The 16,310-nt window shown below is 69.5% G+C and carries 9 protein-coding genes; 3 read left to right on the top strand and 6 right to left on the bottom strand.

The features are described 5' to 3' along the window. From ACFZB9_RS24315 to ACFZB9_RS24290, 6 genes are all read right to left on the bottom strand, one after another. Positions 1–1,645, bottom strand: a 1,645-nt coding sequence (locus ACFZB9_RS24315) for a type I polyketide synthase (protein WP_391450369.1), incomplete at its 3' end; no start/stop codon positions are given. After that, positions 1,645–6,261, bottom strand: a complete 4,617-nt coding sequence (locus ACFZB9_RS24310; RefSeq protein WP_391450367.1) for an SDR family NAD(P)-dependent oxidoreductase — start codon at positions 6,259–6,261, stop codon at positions 1,645–1,647. The genes ACFZB9_RS24310 and ACFZB9_RS24315, both read right to left, overlap by 1 nt. After that, complete coding sequence (locus ACFZB9_RS24305; RefSeq protein WP_391450365.1) at positions 6,254–8,773, bottom strand: amino acid adenylation domain-containing protein; 2,520 nt, start codon at positions 8,771–8,773, stop codon at positions 6,254–6,256. Before ACFZB9_RS24305 ends, ACFZB9_RS24310 begins: the two co-directional genes overlap by 8 nt. Positions 8,774–8,864: 91 nt before the next feature. Then, entirely contained in the window at positions 8,865–9,386 is a 522-nt protein-coding gene (locus ACFZB9_RS24300; RefSeq protein WP_391450363.1) for a class I SAM-dependent methyltransferase, read from the bottom strand. Between the two features lie 599 nt (positions 9,387–9,985). Then, positions 9,986–11,977, bottom strand: a complete 1,992-nt coding sequence (locus tag ACFZB9_RS24295; protein WP_391450361.1) for a carbamoyltransferase C-terminal domain-containing protein — start codon at positions 11,975–11,977, stop codon at positions 9,986–9,988. 279 nt (positions 11,978–12,256) lie between these two features. Continuing rightward, a complete protein-coding gene (locus tag ACFZB9_RS24290; RefSeq protein ID WP_391450359.1) occupies positions 12,257–12,493 on the bottom strand; it encodes an acyl carrier protein in 237 nt (78 codons plus the stop codon). A gap of 292 nt (positions 12,494–12,785) precedes the next feature. Here ACFZB9_RS24290 and ACFZB9_RS24285 point away from each other — a divergent pair, with 292 nt between their 5' ends. The 3 genes from ACFZB9_RS24285 to ACFZB9_RS24275 all read left to right on the top strand — a co-directional run bounded on the left by ACFZB9_RS24285 (position 12,786) and on the right by ACFZB9_RS24275 (position 16,298). Then, complete coding sequence (locus ACFZB9_RS24285) at positions 12,786–13,715, top strand: TauD/TfdA dioxygenase family protein (protein ID WP_391450358.1); 930 nt, start codon at positions 12,786–12,788, stop codon at positions 13,713–13,715. A gap of 159 nt (positions 13,716–13,874) precedes the next feature. Continuing rightward, a complete protein-coding gene (locus tag ACFZB9_RS24280) occupies positions 13,875–15,083 on the top strand; it encodes a pyridoxal-phosphate dependent enzyme (protein WP_391450356.1) in 1,209 nt (402 codons plus the stop codon). Between the two features lie 72 nt (positions 15,084–15,155). Continuing rightward, a complete protein-coding gene (locus ACFZB9_RS24275; RefSeq protein ID WP_391450355.1) occupies positions 15,156–16,298 on the top strand; it encodes an acyl-CoA dehydrogenase family protein in 1,143 nt (380 codons plus the stop codon). The last annotated feature ends 12 nt before the right edge of the window (positions 16,299–16,310 follow it).

The following is a 16,310-nucleotide window of genomic DNA, read 5'->3' as shown; positions in this document are numbered from 1 at the left end:
AGGTGGGTTCGTGTTGGTAGAGGTCGTGGGCCATGCCGGTGTGTTGGGAGCCTTGGCCGCTGAAGAGGAAGATCAGTGGTGGGGTGTTGCCGGTGGTGTGTGTGGTGGTGAGGTGGGCGGGGTCGCGGGTTTCGAGTGCGGTGGCGATGGTGTCGGGGGTGTGGCCGGTGATGGTGCGGCGGTGGGGGAAGGTGTGGCGGCCGGTGGCGAGGGTGTGGGCGGCGTCGGCGAGGTTGGGTTGGTGGTGGCGTAGGTGGGTGGCGAGTCGGTCGGTGGCTTGTTCGAGGGCTTGGGGTGTGCGGGCGGAGAGGATGAGTGTTTCGGTGGGGTGGGGGCTGGTGGGGGTGGGTTCTTGGTGGGGGGCTTCTTCGAGGATGAGGTGTGCGTTGGTGCCGCCGAAGCCGAAGGCGCTGATTCCGGCGCGGCGGGTGTGGTGTTCGGTGCGGGGCCAGGGGGTTGGTTGGGTTTGGACGTGGAAGGGGCTGTTGGTGAAGTCGATGTCGGGGTTGCTGTGGGTGTAGTTGAGTGAGGGGGGCAGGAGTTCGTTGGTGAGGGCGAGGGTGGTTTTGAGCAGGCCGGCGATGCCGGAGGCGGCGTCGAGGTGGCCGACGTTGCCCTTGAGTGAGCCGATGGCGCAGGATCCGGTGTTGCCGAACGCCCGCGACAACGCCTGCACCTCGATCGGGTCACCCAGCGAGGTGCCCGTGCCGTGCGCCTCGATGTAGTCGATGTCCGTGGGCGAGAGGCCCGCGTTGGTGAGCGCGGCAGCGACGACCGCGGCCTGGCCGGTCACGCTGGGGGCGGTGAAGCCGACCTTCACCGCACCGTCGTTGTTGACGGCCGATCCCTTGATCACGGCGTGGATGGTGTCGCCGTCGGCCAGCGCGTCCGCCAGCCGCTTCAGTGCCACCACGCCGACGCCGGTCCCGAAGACCGTGCCCCGGGCATCCGCGTCGAACGGGCGGACGTGCCCGTCCGGGGAGACGAAGGACCCCTCCTGGTAGAGGTAGCCGGTGCCCGGGTTCGGGTCGACATGGACGCCACCCGACAGGGCGAGGTCGCACTCCCCGGCGAGCAGGCTCCGGCAAGCCGTGTGTGCTGCGACCAGCGCGGTCGAGCACGCGGTGCGCAGCGAGACCGCGGGGCCGTTCAGGTCGAGCTTGTACGACACCCGGGAGGCCAGGAAGCCGAGTTCGTTCGCCACCAGGATCTGGGTCTGGCCCAGGGTTTCCACGACCTGCTGGTGCGAGTAGACGTGCTGGACGTAGCGGTTGGCACCCGCGCCGCCGAAGACACCGATGCTGCCGTCGTACTGGGCGGCGTCGTAACCGGAGTGCTCCAGGGCCGCCCAGGCCGTCTCCAGGAAGAGCCGGTGCTGCGGGTCCATCACCTCGGCCTCGCGGGCGGTGTACCCGAAGAACTCCGCGTCGAACAGGTCACTCCCGGTGAACCTGGGTGTGGCCTTGACGTAGTTGGGCCGGTCGAAGACCTCGGGTGGCACGCCGGCCGCCGTCAGCTCCTCGTCGGTCAGGGCGACGATCGACTCGACGCCGTCGCGCAGGTTCGACCAGAACTCGGTCAGATCCCCGGCGCCGGGAAAACGCCCCGCCATCCCGACGATCGCGACGTCACCGCCTGCTGCCATCACTGCGCGGCCCGGAGGTTGTCGATGAGTGCGCCGAGCGTGCGCACGGTGGGCCCCTCGTAGACGATGGTCAGCGGTACCGCCACCGCCAGCTCCTGACGCAGTCGGTGGACGACCTGCAGGCCGAGCAGTGAACTGCCGCCCAGTTCGAAGAAGTTGTCCTGCACGCCGACGCTCTCCACGCCGAGCAGTTCCTGCCAGATCTCCGCGACCTGGTGTTCGGTCGCGCCGTTCGGTGCGACGAAGGGGTTGCGCAGGTTGGGTCGCTCGTGCCGCTGGGCCGGGGCCGGCGCATCGGCAACCGGGTCGGACCACAGCTCCTGACGGAGTGTCAGATCGCCGGTGGAGATGACGATCTGCGGCTGGGGCGCCGCGTCGAGCAGAGCGTCGACCACCAGCCGGCCCTCGGCCGGGGTGAGCGCCAACTCGCGTACCGCAGCGCCGAGTTCCGAGTTGGCTCGGTCCTCGTTCGAGAAGTACCAGGCCTCCCAGTTGACGCTGGTCCAGGGCAGGGCGGCGCTGTGGTGCCGCTGGGCGAAGGCGTCGAGCGCGGCGTTCGCGGCGGCGTACGCACCGAAGCCGAGGCCGCCGAGCAGCGAGGCGATCGAGGAGCAGATGACGGCGAAGTCCATCTGCTGGTCGGCCAGCACCTCGTGCAGCACCTGGGTGCCGTAGAGCTTGGGGGCGAAGTGCCAGGAAGCCTCCTCCGGTCCCAGCACCGCGACCTCCCGGTGGGCCGCCGTGCCGGTCGTGCCGGCGCAGTGCAGCAGGCCGTCGACCGGGCCGAACTCCCTCAGGACGCGCTCCTTCAGCGCGAGCACGGCCGCGAGGTCACTGACGTCGGTCGCGGTCACCAGGACCTCGGAGCCGAGCGCCTCGATCTCCTGGACGGCACGGATCGTCGACCGCACGGCCTGCGGGTGCTGCGGATCGGCCCAGCTCTCCCGGGGTGGCAGACCCGTGCGCCCGAGCAGCACCAGGCGCACCTTCGCCCGGTCGGCGAGGGCGCGGGCCATCAGCAGACCGATCTTCCCCAGGCCACCGGTGATCAGGTACACCCCGCCCGTGCGGACCGGCGACTCACCGCGCGAGGGCGGCGCGCCGGTCACATAGGTGGGCGCCCAGCGGTGTCGTCCACGCAGCGCGAGCGTGCGTTCGCCGGGCGGGGCGGCGAGGTCGGCCAGCAACTGGTCGACCAGCCCGGGCACGGCCTGCCGGCTTTCGACGCGCAGGTCGAACTGGACACAGCTGAGCGAGGGGTACTCCTGCGGCAGCACCTTGCACAGGCCCTGGACGGTGGCCTTGGGCGGGCAGAGCGGCTCGCCGCCGAGGACGGCGTAGACCTCGGTGGACAGCACGTCCCAGCGCTGCTGCTGCGTCATCAGCTCGGCCTCGGTGGCCTGGACCCAGTGGACCAGGCTGTCGAAGGAGCGGTGCAGCAGGGCCCGCACGTCCTCGGGTGCCGTCGCCCGCTCGGCGTCGTCACCGATGCTCCAGCAGTGCACCACCCGGCCGGGCAGGGGCCCCTCCGCGCGCAGGGCTTGGGCGAGTCGGTGGAAGTGGTCCGGCTGGGCGGGGTCGAGGACGTACTCGCGCTCGCTCCTGTGCTGCCACTCGGCTCCCTGGACGACCGTGCGCACGGTGGCGCCGAGACCTTCGAGCCGGTCGGCGAGCCGGTGGCCGACACCGGTCCCGTCCGCGAAGACGAGCCAGCGCTGAGCGGCCAGGTCCGCCTCGGCGGGCTGTGGTGCGGCGGCGAGCCGCTGCCAGGACGGTGCGTAGAACCACTGCGGCAGGGTGCCGCGCCGCTGCTGGGCCGAGCCGCCGCCGGGCTGGGCGGTGCCGGGTTCGAGCCAGTAGGTGCGCCGTTCGAAGGGGTAACCGGGCAGCGGCACCCGCCTGACCTCGGCCGGGACCGGGAAGGGGTGCGCCCGTCCGGCGAGCCAGAGGCGTCCGGCGGCCCGCAGGAGTGCGCCGCGGTCGCTCTGCCCGAGGAAGGCGCCGGGCAGTGACGGGACGACGACCCGGTCGGTGCCGGCGGCGGCGGGGTGCTGGAGGGCTCCGGGGGTCAGGGTCGGCGCGGGGCCGATCTCGATGATCGCGATGTCCGGGACGGACCACAGGGTGCCCAGGCCGTCCGCGAACCGCACGCTCTCCCGGACGTGCCGGGCCCAGTACTCGGGGCTGGTGGCCTCGTGCTCGGTGATCCAGGTGCCGGTCAGGTTGGAGACGAACGGTAGTGCCGGAGCGTTCAGCCGGACCGAACGGACCAGTTCGGCGTAGCGCTCGACGACCGGGTCCATCATCGGGGAGTGGAAGGCGAAGCGGCTGGTCAGACGGCGGGTGGCGATGTCGTCGGCCAGCAGCTCGCGGGCCACCCGGTCGATGCCCTCGACGGTGCCGGAGAGCACGCAGGTCTGCGGGCCGTTGATCGCGGCGAGGCAGACGTCCGCGTCCGTGTAACGGGCGACGGCCTGCTCGGACAGTGGCACGGCGAGCATCGCGCCCTCACCCTGCTCCTCGATCAGCCGTGCGCGCTCCGCGACCAGGCGCAGGGCGTCCGGCAGTGAGAAGACCCCGGCCACGCAGGCCGCGACGTACTCGCCGAGGCTGTGGCCGATCATCACCTCGGGCACGACTCCCCAGGCGGCCCAGAGTTCGACCAGTGCGTACTCCAGGGCGAACACCGCGGGGTAGCCGAGGCGCGGCTGGTCGAGCGGGTGCTCGCTGCGCTGCGGCTGGAGCAGCAGTCGGCTGAAGTCGAAGGGCTGCCCGGGAGCGGCGGCCGCGGACTCGTCGACGGTGAGGATGAGCTCGCGGATGTCCGTGCCGAGCAGCGGCTCCAGCAGCCCCGCGCACTCATCCAGCGCAGCCCTGAACACGGCTTCCTGGGCGTAGAGTTCGCGTGCCATGCCGGGGAACTGGGTGCCGAAACCGGTGAACATGAAGGCCACCGGCCGGTGCGCGGCCTCGGGCGCGGTCGCGGTGAGCAGGCGGCCGTCATCGCGGGCGTCGAGTGCCTCCAGCGCCTCCGCGGTGCTTCCGCTGACCAGCATCCGCCGGCACGGGAACGCCCGGCGGCCCTGCTGGAGGGTGAACGCGACATCGGCCAGCGGCAGTTCGGGGTGCGCCCGGAGGTGGTCGTGCAGCTGGTCGGTGGCCGCCTCCAAGGCCTCGGGGCTCTTGGCGGAGAGCACCAGCAACTGCTCGGTGCCGTTGGCCGGCTCGGCCCTGCGCGGCAGTTCCGGGGCCTGCTCAAGGATGACGTGGGCGTTGGTGCCGCCGAGTCCGAAGGAGCTGACTCCGGCGCGGCGCGGGCCCTCGCCCTCGGGCCACGGCAGCAGCTCGGTGTTGATGTAGAACGGGCTGCCGGCCAGGGCGATCCGGGGGTTGGGCCGCTCGAAGTGCAGGGTGGGCGGCAGCTGCCCGTGCTCCACGGCCAGCACGGTCTTGATCAGTCCGGCGACCCCGGCGGCGGAGTCGAGGTGACCGATGTTGGTCTTGGCGGATCCGAGAGCGCAACTGTGTTCCCGCACCCCGGAGTAGGCCGAGGCGAGCGCGGAGAACTCGATCGGGTCGCCGAGGATGGTGGCCGTCCCGTGCAGCTCGACGTAGCCGATGCTCTGCGCCGGCACGTCCGCGTTCGCCAGCGCGGTGGAGATGGCGCCGGCCTGGGTGGCGGCGCTGGGCGCGCTGAACCCGGCCCGGCGGGAGCCGTCGTTGTTCAGCGCGGAGCCCTTGATGACCGCGTGGATGTGGTCGTTGTCGGTGATCGCGTCCTTGAGGCGTTTGAGCACGACCATCCCGACGCCGTCGCCGCCCACTGTCCCCTGGGCGCGGGCGTCGAAGGTGCGGCAGTAGCCGTCCGGCGAGAAGATGCCGTCCGGGCGGTAGACGTAACCCTTGCTCCGCGTCCCGTCGACGGCGACGCCACCGGCCAGCGCGGTGTCGCACTGGTAGGCCAGTAGTGCCTGGCACGCCTCGACCACGGCGACCAGCGAAGTGGAGCAGGCGGACTGGATGTTGAGGGCGGGGCCCTCCAGACCGAGCTTGTAGGAGACCCGGCTGGCGAGGAAGTCCGGCCGGTTGCCGATCACCGTCTGCTTGTCGCCGAGGATCTGCGCGGCGCCGGGCTGGGAGGCGATGTTGAAGAGCAGGTAGGTGTTGTTGCCCGCACCGGCGTAGACGCCGACCATGCCGTCGTGGCGTTCGGCGTCGTGTCCGGAACTCTCCAGGGCGGCCCAGGCGCATTCGAGCAGTACCCGGTGCTGCGGGTCCATGAGTTCGGCCTCGCGCGGGGAGTAACCGAAGAAGGCGGCGTCGAACTTCTCACTGTCCGCCAGTACGTAGCCCGCGCCGACGAAGTTCGGGTCGGCGAGGGTGGCGGCGTCCACGCCTCGGGCGGCGAGCTCCTCGTCCTCGAAGCGGGTCACGGAGCAGACACCCGCCTTGAGGTTGCTCCAGTACTCCTCGACCGAGCGGGCGCCGGGGAAGCGGCCGGCCATGCCGATGATGGCGATGTCCAGGCTGTCCTCGAACTCGGAGAAGTCATCGGCCGGTTCGGAGTTCGGCTCAGCATCCAGGCAGGGGTCGACCTCGGGGGAGTGCTCACTCATGGTGACCTCGCTTCGCTTGCAGCTGCTGTTGGCGGCGCTTCAACAGGGCGTTCTGTTGCGCGCCCCTGCCGCGGGTGGTGGCGGGTGCCGCCCCCTGCTTCTGCTGGGAGAGCAGCTCTGCCTGGGCCCGGACGGTGGTGTGTTGGAACAGGTCGAGCAGTTCGATCTCCTGGCCGGTCGCGGCCCGGAGCCGGTGGTGCAGTTCGACCAGGAGCAGGGAGTGCCCGCCGAGGTCGAAGAAGTTCTGCTCGGTGCCGACCGCCTCGGCGTGGAAGACCTCCTGCCACACCCTCGCCACCAGCCGCTCCAGCTCGTTCCTCGGTGGCAGCGGTGTGGCGGTGTCGGCAGGCTCGGCGGGTCGGGGCAGCTTGCTGCGGTCGACCTTGCCGTGTCCGGAGAGCGGCAGCCGGTCGAGTGTCACCATCGCCTGCGGGACCATGTGCGGGGAGAGCCGCGCCCGCAGGTGGCGTTCCAGCCCGGCCGTGCTGAACTCGGTGCTGTGCGGCTCGATGTAGGCGACCACCCGCCGGTCGCCGGGGGTGTCCTCGCGGACGACGGCGATGGCGTGGCGCACCTCGGGATGGCTCTTCAAGGCGGCCTCGATCTCGCCCAGTGCGACCCGGAAGCCGCGTACCTTGATCTGGTCGTCGCGCCGCCCGAGGAAGGCGATCGTCCCGTCGGCCAGGCGGCGGACGATGTCGCCGGTGCGGTAGAGGCGGGCGCCGGGCAGGCCGCCGAGGGTGTCGGGGACGAAGGCCGCAGCGGTGAGGTCGTCCCGGCGATGGTAGCCACGGGCGAGGTTGACACCGCCGATCAGCAGCTCCCCGGCCACGCCGACCGGGGTGGGCCGGCCTGCGGCGTCGACGACGTGGGCCTGGGTGCCCGGCAGCGGAATGCCGATCGGCGCGGTCTGCCACTCGGCGTCCGGGTGGTCGGCCACGGTGAGGGTCAGCACGCCGACGGTGGTCTCGGTCGGGCCGTAGTGGTTGACGACCCGGCAGTGCGGCGCGAGGTGTTGGAGTGCGCGCAGCCAGCGCCAGTCGGAGGCCTCGCCGCCGATGACGAGCAGGCGGCGCGGCAGGAGTTCGGCGAAGCGAGGGGAGGCCTGGAGGGCCCGGAGGTGGGAGGGCGCGATCTTCAGGCAGTCGACCCCCCAGGTCTGCACCCAGTCGGCCAACTTCCCTGCGTCCAGCGCGCTTTCGCGGGATATCAGCTGTACCTCGCCGCCCGTGCACAGCGGCGGTGCGAAGGCCGTGACGCTGGAGTCCACCGTCAGCGGCTGCACCATCGCGAAGCTGAGCGGCCCGTCGATGCCGAGCCGCTGGATGACGGCGTGGGTGTAGCCGACCAGCTGCCGGTGCTCGATCACCACGCCCTTGGGCTTTCCGGTGGAGCCGGAGGTGTAGAGCAGGTATGCGGCGTCGGCGCGGGCCGACCGCTCAATGGGCGGGTTCTCCGTCGGGAGGCCCGCCAACACGCCGAGGTGGGCGTCGAGTTGGATCACCTGGTGCCCGGTGTCGAGCGGAGCCGTCGCCACCACGACCTGCACGGCCGCGTCGCCGAGGATGCCGTCCCGTCGCTCGACCGGGTCGCTCGGATCCACCGGTACGTACGCACCACCGGCCTTGAGGATGCCGAGCACGGCCACCATCAGCCGCACGTCGCGATCGGCGCACAGGCCCACGGTCACCTCGGGGCCGACCCCCAGTTCGCGCAGCAGGTGGGCCAACTGGTTGGCTCGGGAGTTGAGTTCGCGGTAGCTGAGGGCGGCGCCCTCCGCGCGTACCGCGATCGCATCGGGGGTGCGGGCGGCCTGCGCCTCGAAGAGCTGGTGGAAGCCCTGGTCCGCCGGCCGGCCCGCGACGCTGTTCAGCGCGGCGACGGTGCCCTCCTCCTCGGCGGTGAGCAGGGGGAGTTCGGCCACCGGCCGGTCCGGGTCGGCCGTCGCGCCTTCGAGCAGTCGCAGCAGGTGCTCCACTGCGCGGCGGGCGGTGGCAGGATCGAGGACATCGGTCGCGAACACCAGGCGGCCGGTCAGTTCGCCGTCGAGGTCGGAGAACTGCAGATTCAGGTCACATGACGTGGTCTCGGGGGCCACTCGCGGTGCCGATCGGCAGGAGAAGCCCGGCCAGAGGTGCACGGGCGTGGCCGTACGGGCCTGCTCGGCCTCCGCCAGCCGGGCACCCGCCAGCTGGACCAGCTCCCGGAAGCTTCCGCCGACCGTGGCCCGGACCGGGGTGGTCACCTCGGTGCCGTTGGACACCCCGACCGCGAGCTCGGACTGCCCGCTGTACCGGTGCAGCAGCACCAGGTAGAGGGCGAAGGCCGCCGCCGGGAGCCCCCCGCCACAGGCCTCACCCAGCTTCCGCAGCACGGCCGTTGCTGCGGCGGGCACCACGAAGGGCACCGAGCCGGCGCGGAGATCCCGCTGGGCCGGATGCGCCCGGTCCAGCGGGAGTTCCGGCGCGCCGGGCAACTCGGCGAGCTGCCCGCCACTGTCCGAACCGGTCACAGGCGTTGCGGAGTGTGGGAGTGTCATGAGGCTGCCTTGAGAAGGTCGGGGCGAGGACGAACGTCACCTGTCCTGCCGGATGGGGCCACGGCTACGCGGATCGTTTGGTGCAGAAGTAGACCCGGTTTCGGCCGTTGTCGGCGGTGACGTCGACGATCTCGACCGACTCCGACAGCGAGTGCAGCAGCGCCTCGAACGGACCGGGGGCGTAGCGGTTGAACCAGATGTAGCCGTTGGCCGTCTCCCGGCGCAGCAGCACCTCCGGCTCCCGAGGCAGCTGGAACAGGCAGATCACCACCGTGCGGCGAGCGACCCGGAACATCTCGCGGACGGCGGTCTCGTAGTACGGCAGGCATTCCAGCACGTGGCGGCAGTTCACCACGTCGAACGAGCCGTCGGGGAAGGCGAGGTCGGTGACGCTCATCTGCTGCCAGCGCGCCTGGGGGTGGAGCTCGCGGCAGTCGGCGATGGCGGCCTCGCCGATGTCGATGCCGGTGTAGTCGACCTCCAGGCCAGCCTGCAGCAGATGGCGGTACGTGACCCCGGAGAGGACGCCACAGTCGAGCAGCTCGAACGGCGCCGCTGAGTGGAGTGCGGCAATCCGCTCGGTCACGACCGCATGCGAAGGATGCTCGGCCCGTCCGTCCTCGCTCATGTAAGCCACGTCGGAGGTCCGTACCCAAAGCGATTCTCTGTTCACTGCCTTGATTCTCCATACTGCTGAAGCAAAGCCGGTCACGGCGGCACGATCATCGATCGAGCCGATGAGCAGCGGAGGGCGAGGCACGTGCCGGGCAGTATTGAAGCGCGATCATTCGACTGCGATTCAGTAATTCGGCAGCCGGAGAGTGGTGCGGACGACCGTTCCCGAAGCCGGTGAGCATGGGGAACGGGACGATAGCGCGTGTGCGCACCCCCGTGGCCGGCAGCCGCTTCGCCAACCTGGGCCATCCTGCGCGAGAAGGCCCTCAACTGCAATCCTATTACCCTCGGCAGCCTTCTGAACAGGACAAATAGCGTACGAGGGTGGTACGTGGGCTGATGTCCGTTTCGCGATTGGGGCCGGGCGAGATGGCCGTCGATCGCGCGGGCGGGATGGCCTGCGTTGTCCAGGCCATCCCGGCTGTCGAGATCCTTCCGAACATCAGCGACAGGGCCACTGACCCGGCGGCCACCCGACTGTGGCTTCGCCGCCGGCACGCCTGCGGGCAGTCAGAAGGCCGCCCCCTCCTGGGATTCGGTGTCGAAGAAAGCGGTCGGCCCGAACATGCGGGAATGCTTCGCCGCGGCAAGGTCCAGCGTGCCGCTCTTGTCGCGGGAACTCGCGACGTCGGCCAGCTTGTTGACCATGTCGGGCGTCGCCAGCCCTTGGTCGCGCAGCTCAGGGGAGCGGGACAGGAGGACCATGGCCGTGGTGCTGTAGCCCGACTCGAGCCAGGAGTCCCAGATCAGGTCACGATCCTGCTCCTGGCCCGCGAAGAGCTCCTCCCGGCGATCGTGCCGGCGCGTGGGGACCGGGCTCTGGTTGCGGGCGTCCGTGCGCAGCCGAACCCGGCGGCCGGCGATGTAGGCGACGGCGATGCCCTTGCGGATGGCGAAGTTCAGGGCCTGTGCCGCCGTGTCGACCACCGGCTCGCCCTTGTCGTTCAGGGACGTGTTGCACACCATCGGAATCCCCGTGCTCAGCCCGAACGCCTCTATCGCGCGGTGGAGCAGGGGGTTGGTCTCGGCATTCAGCGTCTGCCGCCGGGCCGAATCGTCGAGATGAAGAATTGCCGGGACCAGCCGGCGCTTGGACTCGCGGACGTACGCCGTCTCGAGCATGTAGGGCGAAGGCCAGGGATCCTCGAACCACTCGCCGGTGTGCTCCTCCAGGACGATCGGAGCAACGGGGCGCCACCACTGCCGACTCTTGTACTCGTTCAGCAGGTCCTTCGCCCGGGGGGAGCGGGGATCGGCGAGGATGCTTCGATGGCCCAGTGCCCTCGGGCCGATCTCGGCTGCCCCGTCCGCCCACACCAGCGGTCCGCTGCTGATGTCCTCGACGAATTGGGCGTCCGTGAAGTCCTGGACGTCCTCGATGAAATCGTCGAAGTGCCGCAACGCGATCTCGACGTCGGTCAGCGGGGAGCCGTGATAGGGCGTCCCGAGCTGGAAATCACCGGCAGGGAGCAGGCCTTCACCGACGAAGCCGAGGAGGCCGAGCCCGAGAGCCTGACCGGAGTCGTTGGCGCACGGCGGAATGAGCAGGCCCTTGAAGCCGTAGCGGCGCAGCAGGAAGGAGTTGGTCGGGCAGTTGAGGGCGAAGCCCCCGCTCAGTGAGAGGTATGCCTCACGCGGGTCCACCGCTCCCGAGCTGAGCAGCCGGTCGATGTTCCGCACCATGACGAGCTCGCAAGCCGTCTGGACGACCTTCATGACGGCGGACTGAAGGTGTTCCTGCTCGGTGAAGCGACTGTCCAGTTCGAGCGACGGCAGCTGGGATTCGGCCGCACGTATGACGGCTTGAACAAACGGAAGTGTGTCGAGCAAGGGTATGCGCCGGCCGCCGAACAGCTGCAGCGCCTGCACGGCCGCATCGGTGTCGAAGGCGATTTCGGTGGGGCACGCCGAGGCCAGTGCCATGAGGGTGCCGGGCTCTTTGCCGAATTCGGCCGATGCGGCGTCATAGATGGGAGCCGGTGACTCGACGGCAGCGAAGTCGACGTCGCCCTTGTGGGACACGCAGCCCGCATACCAGTACTTCTTGCCCGTCCGGTCGAGGCCGAAGTCGGGCCGGCCGTCCACCGCCAATCCGACGATCGTCTGATTGCGAAATACGTCGGAGTCGAGCAGCAGGCCGCTGTAGAGGTGGGAAAGGCTGTGAATCGGAAAGTCCTCGCTGCCGGCCGGCACCTTGATTTCTGCGTGGTGCGGCAGGCCGGGCGTACCCCAGGACGAACTCACATCCTCCAGGGACAGTCCCTCGGTCGCGAGCAACTCGGCCAGCACCCGGTTGTACCGGTCCACCGTGAAGAGCGGCCAGTAGTGGTGCTTCTGCCCGCTGATCCGCTCGAGTTCCCATACCCTGACCAGTTCGACCCGCGAGTCGCAACTGCGCCACAGCGCAATATTCTGATCATGGCGTGGTGCTATGACGGACAGACTGTCGGGCGGCGAGATGTAGCTCGACAGGAAGTACTTCGCATCTGGGCGCGCGGTCACGATTTCCCCCTTGGCGGTCGGGCAGTGGCTGCTGAACTTGAGTTCGTGATGTCGGTGCCGGCTCCGGACGGTCCTGGCCGAGTGGCCGACGTCGACGGTCGCGATGGACGCGGAAGCCGGAGCTCATGCGGGCGGGATGGCGCGCATGTCAGCAGGCCATCCCGGTTGTTCTCGCTCGCAGCGTTCCGCGGCCGGTGGCCGGATCCGCCGCTGCCCCTGAACGCAGCCGCGCCACCATCCGGGCCCTGCCGTCCCGGTCAGCCCGCTCCACAATCCCCGCTAGATCTGCGCGATCCGCTCTTCGACGAGCCGGACGAGATCACCGATGTCATCCACGGTGAACATGTCGACAACATCCAGATCGACATCAAACTTGCTCTGAATCGATACCATCAGACGAAGCAGTGATACCGAGGTGGCTCCGAGCTCGTCAAAGGTGCTCTCAAGTGAGACCTCAAGGGGAGCGAATACCTCAGAAATCACCGACATCAAGTCGTCTGGCTGTTCGTTCGACATTCTGAGCTTCAGATCCCTTCTTATGTTCGAGGCCTATCCAGGCAAATGAGCCTATTGCGCCGGATGGGGAGCGTCAAGACCTCGGCTGGGCTCCCCGGACGGGCCGTGAGGGCAGGTCGGAGGCATGAAGGGTGGTACGTGGGGTGTTGTCCGTTTCGCCCTCACTCGGCCCCGATCGCGAAACGGACAACACCTTACGTACTGCCTGCGCGAGTTCACAAGCCTGTATTCCGCGCGAAACCTGGGGTAGGCTGCCCGGCGATCCATCGTATAGACACAGCTGGGGGTAGTGGTGTCAGAAATCAGCTTTCGGCCTCTCACGCCAATCACCGGCGCGGAGGTGGAAGGCGTCGATCTCACTGTCGATCCGCAGCCGGCCGTTGTCGCCGCCCTGCGTGAGGCCCTGCTCCGCTACAAGGTCCTCGTTTTCCGTGATCAACCGATGAACGACGCGCAACAAGTTGCACTCACCAACGCCTTCGGCGGCGCCACCGCCGCCCACCCCATCGTGAACGGCCTGCGCGACGCCCCCGCCGTGTTGCGGACCGCGCTGTCGGAGGATCGACCCAAGCTGGCCGAGGCAGAGGGCCTCGGCCATCCCCTGAAGGGGACCGCACCGAGGCGCCTGCGCACCGAGTGGCATATCGACAGCACATTCGTGGCCAATCCCACCGCCATCACCATCCTGCGCGGTGTGGAGATTCCCCCGACGGGCGGCGACACCCTCTTCGCAAATCTGGAAGCGCTCTACACAGGTCTCTCACCTTCTCTCCGGGGATACCTCGATACCCTGCAGGCCATACACTCCCGGCACAATGCCTCGCCGGAGCCCCGCTTCGACGGCAAGCCGGCAGGCCCCTTCGTCGCTCTCCATCCTCTGGTGAGCGTCCATCCTGAGACCGGGGTGCGGAGTCTGTACGTCAGCAGCGTTTTCCTGCAGGCGATTCGCGGTCTCAAGCCCCGCGAAAGCACCGCCCTGCTGGATTTCCTCCTCGACGAACTCGCCGGGCGCGACGAGATTCATGCCCGGGTCCGCTGGGAGCAGGACACCCTCGTCATGTGGGACAACCGCTCCGTGGCCCACGCCGGGCCGGTGGACGGTCTCCTGTTCAAGGACGAGCGAATCGTCCACCGCACCACCGTCGTCGGCGAGCCGCCCTGCGGGCCCAACGGCTTCGTCTCGCGCGCCCTCATGGGTGGCCCGTTCGAAGCACTGGCCTGAGCGCCACCGCCGGCCGGACCCATCGACCGGTCATTGACGGGTCGCCGGCGGGTCCTTATATTCAGCTCGATCGCATGCTGATGCACTGGAATTGTGACTCCGGCGTACATTCGGGTCAGTCGGTTCATCCGCCGAGAACGTTTGTGGGGGAAACGCAGAATGCCGGTCGCCAACCATCAGGCCAAAATCAAAGCACCGCCCAAGTACCGCCTGGCCTGCGTCGGCTGCGGCTGGGAGTCCGATCCGGAGTTCAGGCTTCGATGTCCCCGATGTTCGGGTGCACTCGATCCCAGACTGAACCTGGAGAACGCCGCCAAGCGTGACAGTGACCAGCCCGAACTGACCTACCTGGACTTCCTCCCGGTCGAATCGCGGCACTTCCTCGACGCCGACGTCAGCGTGCGGACTCCCTGTCGTCCGGCCCCGCACCTCGGAGCGGCCATCGGTCTGCCCCGTCTCTGGGTGAAGGACGAGTCCCAGCAGCCGACGGGCACCACCAAGGACCGGCTGGCATCCGTGGTCCTGGCCGTGTTCCGGCAGTTCGGGATCAAGGAGTTCGTCGCCTCCAGCACCGGGAACAGCTCCACCGCCCTGGCCCGCGCCGTGCAGCGTGACCGGTCGATGCGGGCACACTTCTTCTGCGGCCGTGACTTCACCGGCGACCACGACATCGAGACCAGCGACCGGGTGTCCCTGACCGTCGTGGACGGCAGCTACGCGCAGGCCACCCAGGTGGCCCAGGAGTTCGCCGCCCAGCACGGACTGGTCTGGGAGGGTGGCTTCTTCAACTGGGCCCGCCGTGAGGGTCTGAAGCTCACCTACCTGGAAGCCTTCGACGCGATGGACGCCGAGCCCGACGTCGTCGTCCAGGCCATCAGCAGCGGCATGGGGATGATGGCCGTGCGCAAGGGCGTTGCGGAGTACCTCGCCTGCGGCCGGCTCACCTCCTCGCCCCGCTTCCTGATGGTGCAGCAGGACACCTGCGCGCCGATGGCCGAAGCCTGGCGGGAGGGTCGCGCCGAGCTGACCGAGGACGACGTCGTCCAGCACCCCACCGGTCTGGCCCGGGCCATCCTGCTCGGCGACGGCCGGGCCACCTACCCCTACATGCGGGACATCGCCGCCGCGAGCGGCGGCGGCATCGTCTCGGTGAGCCAGGACGAGCTGGTCCAGGCCCGTACGATGCTCCGCGAGCTGGAGGCGCTGGACGTCTGCCACTCCTCGGCCGCGACCATCGCCGCGCTGCGCAACGAGGCCGCGGCCCAGCGGATCACCCCGGACCAGGTGGTGCTGGTCAACCTGACGGGCCGTGAGCGGTTCACCGTCGCCGGCGCCGGGCCGGCCCCTGCCGGTGACGCCGTCAGCTGAGCCCCATCCCGAGTCGGATGCCGCCGCTCCCACCGGAGTGCTGCGCCCGCCCCACCTTCGCAAGGATTTCCGTTGATACTCAGTCACCTCTCCCCGCAACAGGCCGAGCGGCACGGTGAGTTCCGTGCCTTCGCCGAGCGTGCCCTGGTGCCGCAGGCGGACCGATTCGACCGTGAGCAGGCGATCTCCCGCGAGGTCATCGCCGACCTGGCCGGGCAGGGCTACCTCGGCGCGCTCATTCCCAAGGAGTTCGGCGGCCTCGGCATGGGCTGGATCGAGTACGGGCTGCTCACCGAGGAGTTCGGCCGGGGCTGCCAGTCGATCCGCAACTTCGTGGCCGTGGACGACATGGTCGCCCACTCGATCCACAAGTGGGGGACCGAGGAGCAGAAGGAGCAGTGGCTGCCCCGGATCACCTCCGGCCGGACGCTGGCCGCCTTCGCCCTGACCGAACCGGAGGTCGGCAGCGACGCCGGCGCCGTCGAGACCACGGCGACGGCTGACGGCGCCGAGACCGTCCTGCGCGGCACCAAGAAGTGGATCAGCTTCGCCCAGATCGCGGACCTCTTCCTGGTCTTCGCCAAGCTCGACGGGCAGCACACCGCCTTCCTGGTGGAACGGGACACTCCCGGCCTGTCGGTGGAGCCGATCGAGGGACTGCTCGGTCTGCGCGGCTCGATGCTCGGTCGGATCACCTTCGACGACTGTCGGATCCCGGCCGCGAACCTGGTCGGCCGCCCTGGCCTCGGGCTCACCTTCGTCGCCTCCAGCGCGCTCGACCTCGGCCGTTACAGCACCGCCTGGGGCTCGGTCGGTCTGGCCCAGGCCTGCCTGGAGGCCTCGACGGAGTACGCCGGCCGCCGCGCCCAGTACGGCACCGAGATCCGCAACCACCAACTGGTCCAGCAACTGCTGGCCGACATGCTCACCGACACCGTCACGGCCCGGCTGCTCTGCCACCACGCCGGGGTGAGCAAGGAGCAGGGCGAGATGGAGGCCGTCAACCACACCCTGCTGGCGAAGTACCGGGCCTCGACCATCGCCGTCAAGGCGGCGGCCGACGCGGTGCAGATCCACGGAGCCCAGGGCATCGGCGCGGAGGCGTCCGTCCAGCGGCACCACCGGGACGCCAAGGTGATGGAGATCATCGAGGGCACCACGCAGATCCAGCAGACCATGCTGGGCCAGTTCGCCGTTCGTGCGGCCCGGCTGTGAGCGAGGCCCGGA

This window comes from Kitasatospora sp. NPDC008050, from assembly GCF_042957465.1.
In the GTDB taxonomy this organism is placed as follows: domain Bacteria; phylum Actinomycetota; class Actinomycetes; order Streptomycetales; family Streptomycetaceae; genus Kitasatospora.
This window is presented reverse-complemented; position numbering and strand designations above follow the sequence as displayed.

What these genes read in the sequence shown, in the direction of transcription:
- ACFZB9_RS24310 (WP_391450367.1), bottom strand. Translation starts at nt 6,261, where the DNA reads ATGAGTGAGCACTCCCCCGAGGTCGACCCCTGCCTGGATGCTGAGCCG.
- ACFZB9_RS24290 (WP_391450359.1), bottom strand. Translation starts at nt 12,493, where the DNA reads ATGTCGAACGAACAGCCAGACGACTTGATGTCGGTGATTTCTGAGGTA.
- ACFZB9_RS24280 (WP_391450356.1), top strand. Translation starts at nt 13,875, where the DNA reads ATGCCGGTCGCCAACCATCAGGCCAAAATCAAAGCACCGCCCAAGTAC.